Here is an 18,433-nt window from a genome sequence, read left to right on the forward strand (position 1 = left end):
CTGTAATAATATATGGAATCTTATTATTCTTATATAGATTATAGGCAACATTTCCATCAGTGAATAAGGTGTGTGCATGGACTATGCTAAATTTCGTTGGATCGTATACTCCAAGTAAAGCATCTAAAATTTTGTTGGATTTTATTTTGTAAAAAAAACGATCATATGGATTAAAGCACTCTATAACTCTGATATTATCATTCATCATCTGAGGTTTTGCTAGATGACTTTTGCCAATTCCTACCGCTGCAAAAACTTTGTTGTCATAATTTTGATCTAACCTTGTAATCAACTCATTATACAAATTAGAATATATATAATTATTACATATATGAAGAATTTTTTTCATTTTATCTAATCCTTTTTTAGAAAAAAAGAAATTTTTATCTCTTATTTTCAACTTTTGATTTTAAAAAATAGATTTATCTAGTTAAGCTAAATGACTCGGTAAATTCAATTCACCGAGTCATTTATCGCTTATTACTATAACAGAGAATAGTAGCAAAGTTAACTCTTTGACCCTAGTATAAAAATATTACTACGTTTATAACTATATCGACTAAAGTTTCCAATATAAATAGTTTTCTTTTTCCAAATCATTAATAGAAAACAAGTTTTTTACATCAATCAATACTTTGGATTCCGTATCTGCAAAATATTCACTAATTTTATTCAACGTTAAGTTTTTGAATTCTTTATGTCCTACAGCAAATACTAATGCATCTTGATTAGTTAGCGAACTTAGTTCTACTACTTTCACCCCATATTCTGAATATGCTTCATCAGAATCAACCCACGGATCAACAATCTGCGGTTCGATTTCATACTCTCTTAAACGTTTAATAATATCAATTACTTTTGAATTTCTTAAATCAGGACAATCTTCTTTAAACGTCAGTCCTAAAATAGTTACTTTTGAATTTTTCACTGGTTTTCCGGTTGATACTAATTTTTTAATAATTGCGTCAGCAACAAACTCGCCCATTGAATCATTCACTTTTCTTCCAGCAGATATGATTTGTGAAGTATAACCTAGATTCTCTGCCTGATATATAAAATAATAAGGATCGACGCCAATACAATGGCCCCCAACTAATCCAGGTCTAAAACCTAATGCGTTCCATTTTGTATTCATAGCATCTATTACTTCATTTGTGTTAATCCCCATCTTATCAAAAGCAATAGCTAATTCATTTACGAAGGCAATATTAATATCTCTTTGCGAATTTTCTACAACTTTAGCTGCTTCGGCAACTTTTATGGATGAAACTTCATGAACACCAGCTTTGATAACAATTTGGTAAACATTGCTGATTTCTTTCAAAGACTCTTCTGTAGTTGCTGAAACGATTTTGATGATATTTTCAAGAGTGTGAACTTTATCCCCTGGATTAATTCTTTCAGGTGAATAACCAACCTCAAAATCCACACCACAAGTTAATCCTGATTCTTTTTCTAAAATAGGAATACAAATTTCTTCAGTTGCTCCCGGATAAACAGTGGACTCATAAACTACTATAGAGCCACGTGTCAGATTTTTACCTAGTATCTCACTTGCACCAATAATTGGTTTGAGATTGGGTGTTTTATCTTGATTTATTGGCGTAGGAACAGCAACGATATGGAATTTTGCTGATTTTAAATCTTCTGCATCATTGGTGAATTCTACTGTAGTTTTTTGAATTTCATCATCCCCGACTTCATGGGTTGCATCAATACCATTTTTATACTCTTCGATTTTCTTCGAATTCAAATCAAATCCTACTACATTAATTTTTTTTGCAAAAGCTACAGCAATTGGCATCCCAACGTAACCTAATCCAATTAAGCTCAATTTTTCCTCTTTGTTTACTAATTTTTCATATAGTGTCATAGTCGATAATCTCCATTTTTTTATTTTCAATTATATTGATAAGCTTTTGAGTGAGTAAATCATAATCATATTCAAGCACTGCATTTCTTGAATTAATCCCCATTTCAACCATAGCTGAGCTATTAATTATTTTTTTTAAATTAAAAATGACTTGATCAATTTCTTGTTTTTCACACATTTCTCCACAAGAATATCTTTCTATAACGCTATAGTTTGTCGTATAAGTTTGTAAAATCGGTTTGCCGGCTGCTAAATATTCAAATAATTTATTTTGACTCTGCCCATATTTATCTAGTATCGTACTTTGGTTGTGCAATAGATTTATATCTGCTTGAGATAAAATTGACGGAATATACTTTTTTTCTACTTTCCCCATATATAGTGCATTAGTAATATTTTCATCAATTATCCTTTGTTTTATCTTACTTACTTCATCGCCTGAACCATATATTAAAAAACGAACGTTATTATTTTCTTTGTTTAATTTTTTTGCCACATCCAAGATGAAATCAAGATTATTGACTTTCCTAATAGATCCAGTATAAACAATATTTATATAGTTTCTATCTGAAAGAAGATTATCCTTATATACATTATGCTTAATATTTTTATCAAAGTCTTTCAAAATAACACCATTATTTATATGAAAAAATTTAGATGCTGGCAGGTTGCTCCATCCCTGATCCGTTACATAATCATATCCGCCTTCCCAGGTCATAATCACCTTATCTGAATTTTTATAAATCCATTTTTCTCCCTGATAAAGCATACGTATGACAGGATTATTCTTTGTTAATTTACTGTACGCAACGATACTCTCTGGCCATAGGTCTCTTACTTCAGAGATGCACTCCACTCCAAAAAATTTAGCAAGTCTTATCCCAGCAACTAGAGTTAATGGATGAACACTTGAAGCATATATAACATCTGGTTTAGGAATATCTAAGTCTATTTTTCTTAGACCCATTATCCCCTGATAAAAATCGACCATATTTTTAATTCTACTGAATCCGTTTGTATCATATTTTGCGCATTTAATAAAAACAAAAGGGATTGACGAAAAATATTTAATTTTATAATGCTCTTCTTGAAAGTATTCTTTATTTGAATTATGAGTTGTTGAAGCACAAAAAACGATAGGATTATATCCATTTTCCTTTAATTTTTGTGCAAACCATAAGTGTCTGCCACCTTCGTTAAAATACATATCTGTTGCATAATGATTTAATATATAAATATTTTTCTTCAAGTCTAATCATCCCAATTCTAATTTCCTTTAAATTTTTCTGTTGTAGCTATGACATCACTCTGAGCGATACCTTCTCTTTTCACAACTTTTTTAACCGTATACAAAATTATTATAACGTCTAATTTGAAAGATATTTTATTAATGTAACCTACATCGTATGCAAACTTTTCATCCCAGCTAATTGCATTTCTACCCTTGACTTGCGCTAATCCAGTCAATCCTGGTCGTACGCTATGTCTCCTCCTTTGTTCCTCATTATATAATGGTAAATACTCAACTAATAATGGTCTTGGACCCACAAACGACATATCTCCTTTTAAGATATTCCAAAGCTCAGGAAGTTCATCTAAACTGGTTGCTCTTAATAGTTGCCCAAACTTTGTTAAACGTACATCATCAGGTAGATAATTGCCGCTTTCATCTTTTTCATCTGTCATTGTACGAAATTTATACATAGAAAAAATAACTTCATCTTTTCCAGGTCTTTCTTGCTTAAAAATTACAGGAGAGCCTAATTTAAACTTTACTAGCAGGGCTACGAATAAAAGTACGGGCGATAAGAGAATCAGCGCAATAGCTGATAAACATATATCTAATGTTCTTTTTCCCCATTTCTGATATAAGCTTTTATTATTCATGATGTAACACTCGCTTTACTGTTTTCACTACTCGATATAAATCTTCATCAGTCATCTTTGTATCAGAGGGTAAACATACACCGGTATTAAACAGTGTTTCAGCAACATTACTACCAACATAGTCATATCCTTCGAAAATCGGTTGTAGATGCATTGGTTTCCATACAGGGCGAGCCTCGATGTTTGCTTTATCAAGTTCATCCATTAACATATTTGTGTCGACATCGGAAAGTAAAATCACACTCAGCCAAAAATTTGGTTTATTCCATTCATTTTCAGGCATGAAAGTAATAGAAGAAATTCCAGAAAGTTCATTTTTGTAAAAGTCATGGATATACTGTTTCTTTTTGATTCGGTCCGACAACACTTTTAGCTGTCCTCTGCCTATCCCTGCCACAATATTGCTCATGCGATAGTTATACCCTATTTCATTATGTTGATAATGTCGTGCTTGTTCTCTCGATTGCGTAGACCAAAATCGAATTTTTTCAATTCGTTCTGGATTATTTGAAACAGCCATTCCTCCACCAGAAGTAGTAATGATTTTATTTCCGTTAAAGGAATAGATACCATATTCGCCAAAGGTACCAGTGTATTGACCTTTATATGTTGTACCTAATGATTCTGCGGCATCTTCGATCAATGTTACTTGATAGTCTTTACAAATTTTCACAATTTTGTCTAAATTTGCAGACAGCCCATATAAATGAACCACAATAACCGCTTTTGTTTCCGGATATTTTTCCAACGCGATTTTAAGTTGTTCAGGGTCCATATTCCATGTTTCATAGTCACTATCAACAAAAACTGGTTTTGCACCTTGGTAGATGATCGGGTTTACAGTGGCAGAAAATGTTAACGATTGACAAATGACAATATCGCCTTTACCTACACCAGCAGCTTTTAATGCCAAATGGATAGCTGCCGTACCTGAAGTCAAGGCAGCAGCATGATCAATCCCTACATACTCAGCTAATTCTTTTTCAAAGTTATTCACATTTGCGCCAAGCGGGGCAACCCAGTTGGTATCAAATGCTTCTTTGACGTATTCTTGTTCATAACCTTCATCACTCATATGTGGTGATGCTAATAGTATTCGTTCATTTTCCATCTTCGTCCCAACTTTCAATTATTTTTGCAGGTACCCCCACACTTTTTGTATTGTTTAGAATATCCTTAACAATCACACTTCCTGCGCCTATAATATTTCCTTGGCCTATCGAGACCTGTGGAATCACTTTTGTACCAACACCAATTTCATTTTTATTACCAACTATCGTGTAACCAGATAAATTTACATTTGGATAAATCGAATTATAGTTTCCTATCTGTGAATCATGGCCTATCGTTGAATGGATATTGAACATATTGAAATCACCAATTGATATATCTGCGGTATACGTCGTATAAGGCATCAAGATATTTCCAATACCTAGTTTCACATTCAATCCTACAATAGCCGTAGGGTCAATCAGATTAGGAAAAGTCAGATTATTATTATCTTTTAATTTCAAAAAAATTTTTTCCTTAATAAGTGGGGAAGCAACCCCTATAAATACAGCAGTTTTTTGTTCTACTCTACTTAATCTATCTATTGTTCCAATCACCGGTATGCCAACAATCTGTTCATCTAAAGTTTTTGCATCATCGACAAATGAAACATCGTCATATTCTGAACTTCTGTTTAATAAGAAGGCAATTTCTTTACCAAATCCTCCAGCTCCAACAATCACTGCTTTCATGATACTCCCCCTATTTATTCGAAGCTCGTGCAAACGCTACAACTTCTTTAGCTAACTGCTTATCCTCATCTGATAAACTATTTACAAACTGCATGACTTCCTGTATCGGATATCCTTTAATATTCCCAACAAAAATCTTCTCATACACTTGTTCATCGTTTCGTTCCTTATCTAACAACAACTCTTCATATAATTTTTCGCCTGGTCGGATCCCTGTTTCAACGATTTCAATTTCTTCTTCTGTATAGCCACTTAACCGAATCATGTTTCGAGCAAGATCTAAGATTTTGACTGGTTCACTCATATCTAGGACGAAGATTTCGCCGCCCTTAGCTAATGCTCCGGATTGGATCACTAATCGGCTTGCTTCTGGGATCGTCATAAAGTAACGGGTCATGCGAAAATCGGTGATCGTGATCGGTCCGCCTTTTGCGATTTGTTCTCGAAACACAGGGATCACGCTCCCACGAGAGCCTAAGACATTCCCAAATCTAACCGCTGAAAATTTTGTACAATTTTCTCCGTTTAAACCTGTAACGATCATTTCTGCAATTCGTTTTGTGGCTCCCATAACGTTTGGTGGATTATTGGCTTTATCTGTGGAAACCATCACAAAATTTTTGACATAAGCTTCTTTAGCTGCTTCGGCAACATTTTTGGTTCCTTTGATATTGTTTTTTACTGCTTCTCTTGGATTGTATTCCATCAATGGCACATGTTTGTGTGCTGCTGCATGGTAGACAATATCTGGTCGATGTTCTTTCATGATATGGAAGATCTTTTCTCGGTCTTGGATATCAGCAATAATTGGAATGATTTCTGTTTCATTATGGGAAGGATCTCCTGATAGTTCGCGATGAATCAAATAAATTGAGTTTTCACCATGACCTAATAAGAGTAATTTTTTGGGTGAAAAAGCAAGCACTTGACGACAAATCTCCGAACCAATAGAGCCTCCCGCTCCGGTAACAAGTATTACTTTTTCTGAGATGTGTGATTTTAATTTATCCAAATCTAATTGGACTTCTTCTCGTCCTAACAAATCAACCACGTCGATTTCTTTTAAACGAGAAACATTGATTTTTCCTGATGCGATTTCTTCAATCGAAGGCATCGTATTCATCTTGACTTCTTTTGTTTCAATCAGGTGGAAAATTTCGCGAATTCTTTTTCGTGGTAAAGAAGGGATTGCGATCGTTACCATATCGATTGACATTTCATCGATCAATCTCGGTAGATCCTTTGTATTTCCAACTACTTTTATCCCTGATAAATACGTTTTGTATTTATTCGGATCATCATCGATAAAACCAACTATTTCCATATCGTTGATGGCTTTTGAACTATTGATACTGTTACTTAAAATACGTCCGCCTTCGCCTGCTCCGATGATCAGTGTTCTATATTTATTGAGTGGTGATCCTTGACGCTGTGCTTTGTGTTCGATATATATACGCCAGAATAGACGACTACTGATGATGAGAAACATCGATAAGACATAAGTTAGTGATTGCAATCTTAAGCTAATTTTTTGCATAAACAAATATTGCACTATAAATGATGAAATAACGGTACAAGTAATGGCTGAAAAAATGGCGGCCATCTCATTTAAATTCGTATATCGATTGATTCGCGTGAATGTTTTGAACAGCATGCCATATCCGATGTAAAAGAGGAGGGATACGCCTAAATTCACGGCTAAATAATCTTGATCGATCCCAACAAATGGTGTCATAAAATAATAGCTTGATAATATAGAAATTCCTAATAATAAACTGTCAACCAACACCAAGATGATGACTTTTCTTTTTCTAGTAAGTTCAAACAACCCTTGCGCCCCCTAAAACACTTTTATACAATAGGTCGAAAATCTTTTGCATATACTTGCTCCCCATTGATGATATCTCTTGTAACTTGATCCATTTCTTCGATAACTGTTGGTCCAAATTTTTTCTCTACGATGCTATAAGCTTTCTCCATATAAAAATCCCGATCTTTTCGACTATGGGCATCTGAGGCGATCATCTGAACGAGACGGTTTTGGACCAGTTCTTCACTTAATTTCTTGATCTGTTTGCCATAAACACCTGCAATACTTGGTGCAGTCAATTGAGCCAAACAGCCCATATTCAAATAAGGTAATAACAAATTGGGGTTTTCTTGGAAACCGCGGTTTCTCTCGGGATGGACAATGATTGGCACAATCCCCATTTGTCTTAATTCATAAAATAAACTTTCTGTGTACTCGGGAATATTATTTGTTGGCAGTTCAGCCAACAAATAACGATCGGTGACATCTGCAAAAAGAATCTTGTCGCTGTTGATTTCGTCGATCAAATTTCTGCTTATTCGGACTTCTTGTCCTTCAAATAAAGTTAATGGGATGGACTGTCGATCGAGTTCTTTTTGCAAGTCTTCGACAGCTACTAAAACATCGGATTTTTCGTTGGAGAAACGTTGGTTGTGATGAGGGGTGCATAAAATGTGGGTGATTCCTTGTCGAACAGCTTCTTCTGCCATGGCAATTGATTCCTTGACCGTTTTTGGGCCATCATCGATACCAGGTAAAATATGACAATGTAAATCAATCATTTCTGCTCACTTCCTCATTAATAATAGTAATAATTGAACTCGGCATTTTTCTTTGCACCATTGTAGACGACACCTAAAATCGTTGCTTGTGCAATCGTTAAAAGTTCTTTTGCTTTGATCAATTCTTGTTTCACTGTTTTCCGTTCGCGTACGACTAAAAGAGTGCCGTCGGTCTTAGCAGCTAAAATTTGGGCATCTGTGACTGTTGCAATGGGTGGTAAATCAAAGATGATCAAATCAAACAATGACTTCAATTGTTCGATCACTTCTTCCATCCGTTTAGAATCAAGTAATTCTGAAGGATTGGGCGGTTTTGGACCACTTGTCATGACCCACATATTTTCCACAGAGCTTTGGTGGTAGTAATTCTCCGCTCTTCCTTCACGATCGCCTAAGAAATTACTTAGTCCATTGACATTTGGCAATTGAAAAGTCAGTGCAACACTGGGCTTTCTCAAATCAGCATCAACGAGCAATACGCGTTTTCCACTGTTTGCAAAAACAACTGCTAAGTTGGCTGCCGTCGTCGATTTTCCTTCACCCGGTCCTGAGGAAGTCACGACCATTGTCTTCAACTCTCGATCGACAGAAGCAAATTGGATATTGGAACGAATCGTCCGATATTGTTCGGAGATCATCGCATTTTTATCTGTAATACTGAGTAATGAAACAGGTAATATAGTGTTCTTCTTCATAAATAGTTCTCCTTATACACGTTTTCGTGAACGACGGCTTTCTCTTTGGTCGTTTGTTTCAATTGTTTCTACTTGTGTCGTCTGAAACATCCGTCCGTTTTCAAGCTCTTTTTTCGTCATTTCATTGACATCTCCAAGGATCGGCAATCCTAGTTCTTCAGTAACGAAACGTTCATCTTTGACTGTTTTGTCCAACAATTCAAGAAGGAAAGCTAGCCCGATCCCAATCATCAATCCTAATAATCCACCGATTGCGACATTCAACATATTGTTTGGCGAAACTGGTGTTGGATTGCTTTGTGCTGCAGAAGTGATCGTTACTTTATTAACATTCAATACGTCTGCTGCTTTTGATTGGAAGACTTGTGCTGTGACATTGGCAATGTCCGTTGCATGATCGGGATTATCGACAGTTGCGACGATTTGGAACATTTGTGAATTTTGTGATTGATTGACACTGATTACTGATTTCAGCTCACCTTTAGTCAGACTTTGTCCATAATTTTGTTCAAGTTCTCGTTGGACATCGTTGATGACGACATCCCCTAAAATCATATCTTTATACGTGTTTATCAACATAACATTTGCGTTGACATCTTGTAGATTGGTATTCGCATTTTCTGCTTTTGACTGAACAATCATCTCAGCAGATGAACTGTACTTAGGTGTGATCAAAAAGAATGTCACGCCTGCAGCCAAAGCAAATCCAGCAAGTGTAGTTGCAAGAATAAGCAACCAACGCTTCCTTAAAATATCAAATAATTCTCCTAGACTAATCGTTTCTTCCATGTTTTCTCCACTTTCTATCGTTAATATCTTTTCTTAACTTTGCGTCTTCTTAATAATTCGCTCAATAACCAGATGATAAAACTACAAATTATGAGCACGATCCCCCATTGAATAAATGTTAAAATGAAATTGGTGAGATACGTAGTTAAAAAATGATAGAGCGACTTAGAATTGATTCCGATACGCTCGACCATTCTGGAAAGGTACACAAAAAGCGGTAACGCTAAAAGCATCAGACCAGCGCCACCAACTGCATAACTTAAATAGCGCAACGCACGATGGAAAAAACGTGTGTCGATAGCAATGATTGCGATCACTAGCAGTGCGGAAACTGTCAGTGTAAAGAAAGTCAATAAGGTCAGCGTTCTCTTGTAGCCCATCACTTGCTTTCCATACGTTAAAAGATAGGGAATCTCAATATATTCACTGTAAGTTTCTATTGCAGATTTCTTCAAATTATCGATGGATTGTTGGGTTTCTGCATTGATTTCATAATCATTTTCTTTCGCATAGTCTTCGATTTTTTTCTGGATCGTTTGATCAACATCTTCTGTCCGTTCAATCATAAAAGGAATGTCGGTGTAGATCGAGCGGATGTAGTGTTCAATATTTGATTGAACGTAGGATTGAGGAACAGCGTCTGCCAATACATCTGCGGGAATATTGCTCCCTCGACCTAAATCGCTGATTCTTTGATTGATTTCTGTGGTGATCGTTTCTGAATAGTTGGCTTCTTCCATGGCTTTTTCCATGAATTGTTGATTGAACAATGTTAGTCTCAATACAACTAAAGTCATGCCGGCAAACAAACTCAAGGAACAGATGAAAGTAAGTACCCAACGGGACCCTTTTTGCATGAATTTTTGCGTACTCATGATTTCCTCCTATTTATTAGGATTGATCAACGGACCGTCAACTAACTCACAGATAACAAAAAGCCGTTCATCCGTCATGCCTAAACTATCAACAGGATAGCATGTATATAGAAGCAGTATTGGTTTATCTTTTTGACTGATCAATTCATTGATTTCCGGATCATCTTTATGACGAATCACCATTTCTTTGACTCGATAACGGTAATTCGCGTAGGTCGTATTCGCTGTTACGATATCATTCGTCTGAATACCGCTCAGTTTACCGAACCCATCAACATTGTGCCCACCGATTAATGAAGTTCCAGTCTCACCTATGTAGACAGAACCCATATATTGTCCGGCACCTTTTCGTAATATCTCATCGGTATCTCCAAAATACAAAGGCACATTCAAATTTAAAGAATCCACAATGATCTCACCGTAGCGTTCGCCACCTCGAGGGTAAGTGATACTACTAGATGGTAATTCATTGTTCTCATCTTTTGCGATATCTTCTTCTTTGACAGCTTCAAAGGTCTGTTCATTTGTTTCAAATGTTGGTACATCTGAAAGTAAAAATAAATTGATAGAAGAAGTGGCAAAATGAATGACAGGTCGCCCTATGACGTACATAAGAGAATAGCCTACTGCCAAAAAAAAGACAGGGGCAAAGAGCATTGCCCCTAATCTCTTCAGCAGTTTACGCTTTTTACGCAATTTTCGTTTTTCTTCCTACTACAACCGCACCTGCTGCGACTAATAGTAATGACGTAATTGCTAATGCACTAGCGATATAGTTACCGCCTGTTTGTTTGATTGGAGAGCTAGTGCTAAACGCTGGTGATGTAGTACCATCAGCATTTTTTGCACCGATTTGAATATTGCCACCATTCCAACTTAGTATAACTAACCCTAACGCGTCAGCAACTCTCGTCACCTCTCGTTGGATCTGCATGATGATGTCCCGCGGTAAAGCACGGATCAAATCATCAAGCGTATTGATTCCTGTCATATCTATCGTCACTGAACTTAATAGATTACGCACGTTCTGAATTCCAGTAACGGCTGTTTCTACTTGTGCATCCGTTAAATCATTTTGTTTCAAGTGATTTTCGGCTTGTGTAATGTACGTATCAGGGACAGTAAAATCTTTTCCTTGAATAGTTACAGGTGCTTTCAACAAGTCTAGGATCTGTTGCTCATTCGCAGAAATCGCGCCAGCGGCATCTACAGGTACAGTGAACAATAATGCAGTGAAAAATACAACTAAATATCCGACAAACTTTTTCATCCATTCGACCTCCTTTGCATTGAATTGTGAAAACATTGAATCTTGTAAAAAAACATAGGAAATAACATTATTCTTTATATTTCCTACAGCACTTATACTATCACATAGAATTATATGACACAATTTATATCCCTTGCTTTAACTGATGTTTTTCTGAGGCAATCTACCGCTGAATACGGGGCTCTTGGCAAGAATGAAACTAGTTGAATCAATAACTGATACATCATGAGAATAAACTATATCGATATAACCTTTTATAGGACACTCATTTAACTCGCAGTGTTAGGTTTATTACCTAACACTTGCAAGTGAGTTATCTAACACTAAGCTTGGTTCTGCATTTAGTTGATAATTTGCGAGATGCCCTTTTCGCCATTCGATGGAAGCCGCTGCACCGATCATGGCAGCATTGTCGCCGCAAAGACGTAATGGTGGTACGATCAATTCCAAATCGGGTAGCTCAGTTGCCAAGTTTTCTTTCAAACTTTTTCTTAATCCTTGATTGGCAGCCACTCCGCCTGCGAGGATCAATTGCTTCACCGGATAGGTTTTGCACGCTCGGACGGTTTTAGTTACCAACACGTCAACGACGCTTGCTTGAAAGCTTGCGGCTAGATCCGCTCGGTCTAATTCTTCCCCTCGTTGTTCTGCATTATGCACTAAATTAATGAATGCACTTTTTAAGCCACTAAAGCTAAAATCAAAATTATCTTCACGGATCATTGCCCGAGGGAAGTTGTAGGTATCTTTGCCTTGATAAGCCAATTCATCGATTTCTTTTCCACTCGGATAGGTCAATCCTAATACACGTCCTACTTTGTCATAGGCTTCCCCAGCGGCATCATCTCTTGTCTCACCGATGATCTCATAAGCGCCGTCTTCTTCCATATAAACTAACTCCGTATGGCCGCCACTGACCAACAATGCCATCAATGGAAATTCATATTCTTTTTCAAAACGAGCAGAGTAAATATGTCCTGCCATATGATTGACTGGAATCAAGGGTAAGTGATTTGCCCAGGCAAAGGCTTTTGCTGCCGAGATTCCAATAAGTAAGGAGCCGACAAGTCCTGGTCCTTGTGTGACAGCGACTGCTGTGAGTTGTTCCGCTGTCACTCCCGCCTCAACTAATGCTTCTTCAAGACATAAAGTGATCTGCTCTACGTGATGCCGACTAGCAACTTCAGGGACGATCCCCCCAAAACGTTTATGACTATTGATTTGTGAGGCAACGATATTTGATAAGATCTCTTGTCCATCTTTGACAACAGCTACGCTGGTTTCATCGCAACTTGATTCGATTGCTAGAATCAGTTCTGTTTGTTTTTCATTCAATGTTTCATCGCCTCCGTTTTTAGCTTTGTACACATGATGACTGCATCTTCATCTGGCTCATGATAATAGGCCTTGCGTTTGCCTACTTGGCGAAATTTTTCTGACTCATAAAGATGTTGTGCGGCGACATTTGACTGACGTACTTCTAAAAAGACGCTATAGGCTTGGTTTGCTTTTTCTCGCTGAAGCATTTCTTGTAATAATCTCCTTGCGATACCTTTTTGTTGTTCAGTCGTCAAAACTGCGAGATTCGTCACTTCTACTTCATCAAGCACTCTGGTATATCCAAGAAAGCCAATGATTTTGTTCTCTTCGCGAACCACTAAGTAATTGGTTTGTGGTTGTTGGATATCGGTCAAAAATTGTTCTTTTGTCCAAGGCGAACCAGTTGAGAAAGCATCTTCGCTGAGTTGCCAAAGCTCGTATGCTAATTGTTCATCCTTGAAAGCTGTTTTTTCTTCAATCACTTTTTTTCACTCTTCTTTTAATATTTTTACCATGTCCAAGGCGTCTTCATTATTTTCGGTATAATACCCTTTTTTTACTTTCCTCGATTGAAAGCCTATTTTTCGATATAAACGTTGGGCATTCTGGTTGCTGATCCGTACTTCTAAGGACATTGTTTCACATTGATTATTGCGTGCAAATCTCTCGATCTCATTGATCAAATAGGTTCCGATTCGTTGCCGTTGATAGCTAGGACTGACCGCAATATTCGTGAGATGACAATCTAGTCCTAATATTCTAGAACCAACAAAACCGAATAATTTTTCTTTGTCGAATATCCCTAAATACAAAGTCAAGAATGGAGAAGTCAATTCGGAGATAAACGCCGTTTTTGTCCAAGGTAGTTCACCGAAATAGACTTCGCGTTCGATGCTTAACAGCTCTTTGACGTCATCGACTGTCAGTTCTCTTAATTGGTACTCTTTCTCACCAACAGTGATCGTTTTCGGTGGATAATCCTCTTTTTCTTTAAGCATCGTCCGTATATAGGCTTTAAATTTTTTCAACATAGCTTTCTTCTCCTGGCGTATGTGTCTCTAGCCACTTTTCTTCTGCTTCCACTCGTTTTAAGTAACGTGGTAAAAAGGCTTGGATATCGCTGACCGGATGGCTTGAAGCACCTAATTGCGCAACGACGACACCACTAGGAATATCCCAAAGTGGCAAAGTATTACGTTTGGCAGACGGGATTGATTCTGCGATTTCCGACTCAAATTTGTGGCAATCACTACCGACAAAAGTGATCGCTCCATCCATTTGTTTTAATTTCTCCGCTAATTCCGCAAAAGAGATATGGGTGTCTTCTAGAAGTGTTTCCAGTTTCCCATGATGCCAACGATAGGCACCTGCGTAAACATTCTTTCTTCTTGCATCAAACATCGGTACGATGATTCCGTCGATCCCCACACAATTTGCTGCAAGTACGGCAAGGCTGGAAACCCCAACCAATTCTTTATTTAATGTGTAAGCTAATGTCTTAGCAGTTGTTACCCCGATTCTCAATCCTGTATAAGATCCTGGACCGCTTGACACAGCAACTCGGTCGATTTGTTCTGGTGTCAGTTGGCAATCTGAGATCAATTGATCCAGCGCTGGCATCAAGGTTAGACTATGGTTTTTCTTTTTATTTACTTGGATTTGACCTAACACCGTTTGGTCTTCAATCACGCCAATCGTTAAGGTTTGATTTGCTGTATCGATCCCTAATGTAATCATTTGACCGTTCCCTTCTGCTACTCTAATATCGCTTTTCATTGTAGCATACTTCCAGAGAAAAAAGGGAAGGAAAAATCAAGTTTGGCTTATGCCGCAGTTGAAATTTCATCCCTTTCGATGATTGATAACTATTCTTTATTCGTGCCCTGTTTTTGTTGATTCTCGTAAAACAAGTTCAGTGGCGATTGTTATTTTCCTTGCAACTGGTGCAGTCGTATGAATAAGCTGGAGTAAGGTCTCCACAGCCAACTCGCCCATCCATTCGGTATATACTTTGACGGATGACAGTGGTGGCGAAACGTATTTTGCCACGCTGATATCATTAAAGCCAATCACCGAAATATCTTGAGGGATCATTAGACCTGCTTCTTTGATTGCCTTCAATGCACCGATTGCTAATGCGTCATTTGCCGCAAATAGCGCGTCTGGTAAATTCTTTTCTTGTGATAAAAAGTGACGAACGGCTTGATACCCTGCCTCCACTGAAAAGTCAGCTTCGATGATTCTTCCAGATAGATGCTTCTCTTCACTGATCAATTTTTGGAAAATAGCTGTGCGAGGATCAGTTACTCTTGTTCGTTGTTGTTTCGTATACTCTTTCCCTGCTAGCATGACTACTTGTTTGACTTCTTCTTGCACGAAATGAGCCATCACTAAACGCAGACTTGATTCAAAATCGACCACCAAAGAATCGACGCCAAAAGTTGTGCCATCTGAATCGACAAGCAGAAGGTTTTCTTGTGTACGTTTTAATTCGTTCAATTGTTCATCGTCAAACTTTCCGAGTGCGATGGTTCCATCTGCTGGTTGGTCGCTGATTGCGTCCCATGTTTCCTTGATCAAACGAATGTTTGCTTCCTCGGCTTTTTTTTCGATGCCTAGACGTATCGAAAGATAATAGAGGTCTTCTAATTCTTCTTGCGTATCATACCATTGGATCAACTTGATTGTTTGCTTCTCAGAGGCTTGATTTTTATGGTGCTTTGTATAATTCAAGTGTTCCGCTGCTTCAAAAATTTTTTGCTTTGTTTCCAATCCTACTGACAATTTTTCATCATAATTCAGCACTCTGGATACAGTAGCAGGAGAAACTCCCGCCAACTGTGCAATGTCTTTGATTGTGGCCATACGTTCTCCTCCTGTAAGTGACTGATTTCTATAATGTTTCAGTAAAGCGCAAGAACGCAGCTTTTCCTTGCTCATCTCGTTTGAAGACCCCAGCATCTTCTAAGACGCGAGCAAAAACTTTGCCGACAGCTTCTTGGATGACGCCTGTAGCTGTCTCTTCAGTCACATCAGGATGGGCTTGTTTTAATTGATCTGCCCATTCACGGTGATAGTCTGCTACTTGGTTCTCTTCTCCTAGCAAGTAATGCTTCACTTCTTCTAATTCTGTTTTTAAACGAGGCGGCAACACTGCCAATCCCATGACTTCGATCAATCCGATGTTTTCTTTTTTGATATGTTGGATGTCACGATGTGGATGGAAAATACCTTCAGGATGTTCTTCTGACACATTGTTGTCGCGCAACACTAAGTCGATTTCAAAATAATCGTCTCTTCTACGGGCAATCGGTGTGATTGTATGATGCGGCGTACCATCTGCTGAAAAAGCAACGACCGATACAGTTTCATCGGAATAGTTCTGCCACTTATTGAGTACAGTATCCGCTGCTTCGATCAATAGCTTTTTATCTGGTGACTGTAAGCGAATCACGGACATTGGCCATTTGACGATTCCTGCAATCACTTGTGGATAGTCACTTAACTTGATCAATTTCTCCATTGGCGCTTTTGCCATCGGAAACTCATGTCGTCCGGCTTGGTAATGGTCATGCGACAAGATCGAACCACCTACGATCGGTAAATCAGCATTCGAACCCACGAAATAGTGTGGCAATACTTCGGTGATTTTCAACAAACGAGCGAATGTTTCTTTTGTGATCCGCATTGGTCGATGTTCTTCCGATAAAATAATCGAATGTTCATTATAGTAGGCATATGGCGAATATTGAAAACCCCAACTTTCTCCGTCTAAGTTCATTCGGATGATTCGATGATTTGTTCGTGCGGGATAATTCAATCTTCCTTTGTAGCCTTCATTTTCCATACATAACATACAAGATGGATAATCCACTTTCACCGCTTTTCTTTCTGCGGCGATCTGTTTTGGATCTTTTTCTGGTTTAGACAAATTGATCGTGATTTCCAAATCCCCATATTCAGAAGGATACGTGTATACGATATTTTTAGCGATTGCTCGTGTTTTGATATAGTCATTGTTACGGCTCAACTGATAAAAATAATCGGTCGCTTCTTCTGGACTTTTTGAATAATGTTGGGCAAAAAACGCATTAACAACAGACGGTGGCGGTGTCAAGAAGTCCATCAGTTGGGCTTCGAACATTTCTCGTTCCGCGACTAAATCGGTCACTTGTCCATTCAATTGTGCTTGTTCAACTAAACGGTTCAACAAGTCCACTGATTCCTCTTGAACTGGACGTACGTCAAAGGCCTCGCCAGCTTCTTCGCCAATAAGTCCTAAAATACGATTTTGTAAGTAAATACGGTCCATTTCCATCCAACCGCCAGAAGCGATGGCTAAAGTGACAAATTCTGCTATCGTTTGACTGATCGTCATTTTCTCTCCACCTACTTTTCATACCCATTAGGATGGCTTTCATGCCATGCCCATGCAGTTTTGATGATTTCTTTCACGTCTGTATATTTAGGCGCCCAGCCCAAGATCTCTCTTGCTTTTTCACTTGATGCAATCAAGCGACTTGGATCTCCTGCTCTTCGTGGCGCGATTTTCGCAGGGATGTCACGACCTGTGACTTCTCGTGCTGCTTCTAGCATCTCTTTCACTGAATAGCCTTTATTGCTTCCTAAATTGAAGAAGTTGCTTTCATTGCCAGCCTTTAGATACTCTAAAGCTAAAATGTGAGCAGCGATCAAATCTTCTACTTGTACGTAATCTCTGATACACGTTCCGTCTGGCGTATCATAATCGTCACCATAAACAGCCAATGCTTCTCGTTGTCCAAGAGCGACTTGTAAGATGATTGGAACTAAATGCGTTTCTGGCGTATGATCTTCGCCGATCGATGCATCCTCTTTAGCACCTGCTACATTGAAATAGCGCAATGCAACGTAGCGCATACCATAGGCTTCGTCACACCACTTCATCATTTTTTCCATCATCAATTTGCTTTCCCCATAAGGATTTTTCGGATTCGTTGGTGACTCCTCTGTGATTGGTGATTCTTTTGGCTCGCCATAAGTCGCAGCTGTCGAAGAAAAGATGATGCGTTTCACATCAAATTCATGCATCACTTCTAATAACACTTGCATACCATAAACATTATTATTAAAGTAAACTAATGGTTTTTCGACCGATTCGCCAACTAAAGAACTTGCCGCAAAGTGTAAGACACCTTCAATCGTTTCTTTTTGAAAAACAGAACGCAAGAAATCTTTGTCACGAATATCCCCTTCATAAAATCGTGCATCCGTGTGGATCGCTTGGCGATGACCGGTTAATAGATTGTCCACGACTGCTACATCATAGCCCTTTTCAATTAATTGATCGACGGCATGGGAACCAATATAACCTGCTCCGCCTAATACTAAAATTGTCATGTTAAGACTCC

At 38.0% G+C, this 18,433-nt stretch carries 19 protein-coding genes and 1 pseudogene; all 20 read right to left on the reverse strand.

The genetic code is table 11. The features are described from left to right. Positions 1-349, reverse strand: a pseudogene (locus JZO83_RS05865) (hypothetical protein); the annotation flags it as partial. A 210-nt stretch (positions 350-559) separates the two neighbouring features. After that, complete coding sequence (locus JZO83_RS05870; protein ID WP_207115222.1) at positions 560-1,873, reverse strand: nucleotide sugar dehydrogenase; 1,314 nt, start codon at positions 1,871-1,873, stop codon at positions 560-562. Beyond that, entirely contained in the window at positions 1,860-3,122 is a 1,263-nt protein-coding gene (locus JZO83_RS05875) for a glycosyltransferase family 4 protein (RefSeq protein WP_207115223.1), read from the reverse strand. The genes JZO83_RS05870 and JZO83_RS05875 overlap by 14 nt, the downstream gene beginning before the upstream one ends. Before the next feature lie 17 nt (positions 3,123-3,139). After that, positions 3,140-3,760, reverse strand: a complete 621-nt coding sequence (locus JZO83_RS05880; protein ID WP_207115224.1) for a sugar transferase — start codon at positions 3,758-3,760, stop codon at positions 3,140-3,142. After that, positions 3,753-4,871 carry an aminotransferase class I/II-fold pyridoxal phosphate-dependent enzyme gene (locus JZO83_RS05885; RefSeq protein ID WP_207115225.1) on the reverse strand — a complete coding sequence of 373 codons (1,119 nt, stop codon included), beginning with the start codon at positions 4,869-4,871 and terminating at the stop codon, positions 3,753-3,755. Before JZO83_RS05885 ends, JZO83_RS05880 begins: the two co-directional genes overlap by 8 nt. After that, positions 4,861-5,502, reverse strand: a complete 642-nt coding sequence (locus JZO83_RS05890; protein ID WP_206857087.1) for an acetyltransferase — start codon at positions 5,500-5,502, stop codon at positions 4,861-4,863. The genes JZO83_RS05885 and JZO83_RS05890 overlap by 11 nt, the downstream gene beginning before the upstream one ends. Before the next feature lie 10 nt (positions 5,503-5,512). Beyond that, on the reverse strand, positions 5,513-7,330 hold the full coding sequence (locus JZO83_RS05895; protein WP_207115226.1) for a nucleoside-diphosphate sugar epimerase/dehydratase: 1,818 nt from the start codon (positions 7,328-7,330) through the stop codon (positions 5,513-5,515). 23 nt (positions 7,331-7,353) lie between these two features. Further along, positions 7,354-8,094, reverse strand: a complete 741-nt coding sequence (locus JZO83_RS05900) for a CpsB/CapC family capsule biosynthesis tyrosine phosphatase (protein ID WP_207115227.1) — start codon at positions 8,092-8,094, stop codon at positions 7,354-7,356. A 17-nt stretch (positions 8,095-8,111) separates the two neighbouring features. Further along, complete coding sequence (locus tag JZO83_RS05905) at positions 8,112-8,789, reverse strand: CpsD/CapB family tyrosine-protein kinase (RefSeq protein WP_206857081.1); 678 nt, start codon at positions 8,787-8,789, stop codon at positions 8,112-8,114. Between the two features lie 12 nt (positions 8,790-8,801). Then, positions 8,802-9,578 carry a Wzz/FepE/Etk N-terminal domain-containing protein gene (locus JZO83_RS05910; RefSeq protein ID WP_206857079.1) on the reverse strand — a complete coding sequence of 259 codons (777 nt, stop codon included), beginning with the start codon at positions 9,576-9,578 and terminating at the stop codon, positions 8,802-8,804. A gap of 20 nt (positions 9,579-9,598) precedes the next feature. After that, positions 9,599-10,453, reverse strand: coding sequence for a hypothetical protein (locus JZO83_RS05915; protein WP_206857077.1), 855 nt, complete (start codon positions 10,451-10,453; stop codon positions 9,599-9,601). 9 nt (positions 10,454-10,462) lie between these two features. Beyond that, positions 10,463-11,110, reverse strand: coding sequence for a class D sortase (locus JZO83_RS05920; RefSeq protein ID WP_206857192.1), 648 nt, complete (start codon positions 11,108-11,110; stop codon positions 10,463-10,465). Between the two features lie 31 nt (positions 11,111-11,141). Beyond that, positions 11,142-11,723 (reverse strand): hypothetical protein, encoded by a 582-nt coding sequence (locus tag JZO83_RS05925; protein ID WP_206857076.1) that lies wholly within the window; start codon positions 11,721-11,723, stop codon positions 11,142-11,144. A gap of 291 nt (positions 11,724-12,014) precedes the next feature. Beyond that, a complete protein-coding gene (tsaD, locus tag JZO83_RS05930) occupies positions 12,015-13,058 on the reverse strand; it encodes a tRNA (adenosine(37)-N6)-threonylcarbamoyltransferase complex transferase subunit TsaD (RefSeq protein ID WP_206857074.1) in 1,044 nt (347 codons plus the stop codon). Beyond that, positions 13,055-13,525, reverse strand: a complete 471-nt coding sequence (rimI, locus tag JZO83_RS05935; protein ID WP_206857071.1) for a ribosomal protein S18-alanine N-acetyltransferase — start codon at positions 13,523-13,525, stop codon at positions 13,055-13,057. The genes tsaD and rimI (JZO83_RS05935) overlap by 4 nt, the downstream gene beginning before the upstream one ends. A gap of 6 nt (positions 13,526-13,531) precedes the next feature. Beyond that, positions 13,532-14,074 (reverse strand): ribosomal protein S18-alanine N-acetyltransferase, encoded by a 543-nt coding sequence (gene rimI, locus JZO83_RS05940; protein WP_206857063.1) that lies wholly within the window; start codon positions 14,072-14,074, stop codon positions 13,532-13,534. Further along, positions 14,058-14,780, reverse strand: coding sequence for a tRNA (adenosine(37)-N6)-threonylcarbamoyltransferase complex dimerization subunit type 1 TsaB (gene tsaB / locus JZO83_RS05945; RefSeq protein WP_206857191.1), 723 nt, complete (start codon positions 14,778-14,780; stop codon positions 14,058-14,060). Before tsaB ends, rimI (JZO83_RS05940) begins: the two co-directional genes overlap by 17 nt. A 135-nt stretch (positions 14,781-14,915) precedes the next feature. Next, positions 14,916-15,908, reverse strand: coding sequence for a LacI family DNA-binding transcriptional regulator (locus JZO83_RS05950; RefSeq protein WP_206857058.1), 993 nt, complete (start codon positions 15,906-15,908; stop codon positions 14,916-14,918). A gap of 28 nt (positions 15,909-15,936) precedes the next feature. Further along, on the reverse strand, positions 15,937-17,421 hold the full coding sequence (galT, locus tag JZO83_RS05955; RefSeq protein ID WP_207115228.1) for a UDP-glucose--hexose-1-phosphate uridylyltransferase: 1,485 nt from the start codon (positions 17,419-17,421) through the stop codon (positions 15,937-15,939). Positions 17,422-17,432: 11 nt separating this feature from the next. Next, positions 17,433-18,422, reverse strand: coding sequence for a UDP-glucose 4-epimerase GalE (gene galE / locus JZO83_RS05960; protein ID WP_207115229.1), 990 nt, complete (start codon positions 18,420-18,422; stop codon positions 17,433-17,435). Between the last annotated feature and the right edge of the window lie 11 nt (positions 18,423-18,433).

This window comes from Enterococcus sp. DIV1298c (genome assembly GCF_017316315.1).
Lineage (GTDB): Bacteria > Bacillota > Bacilli > Lactobacillales > Enterococcaceae > Enterococcus_B > Enterococcus_B mangumiae.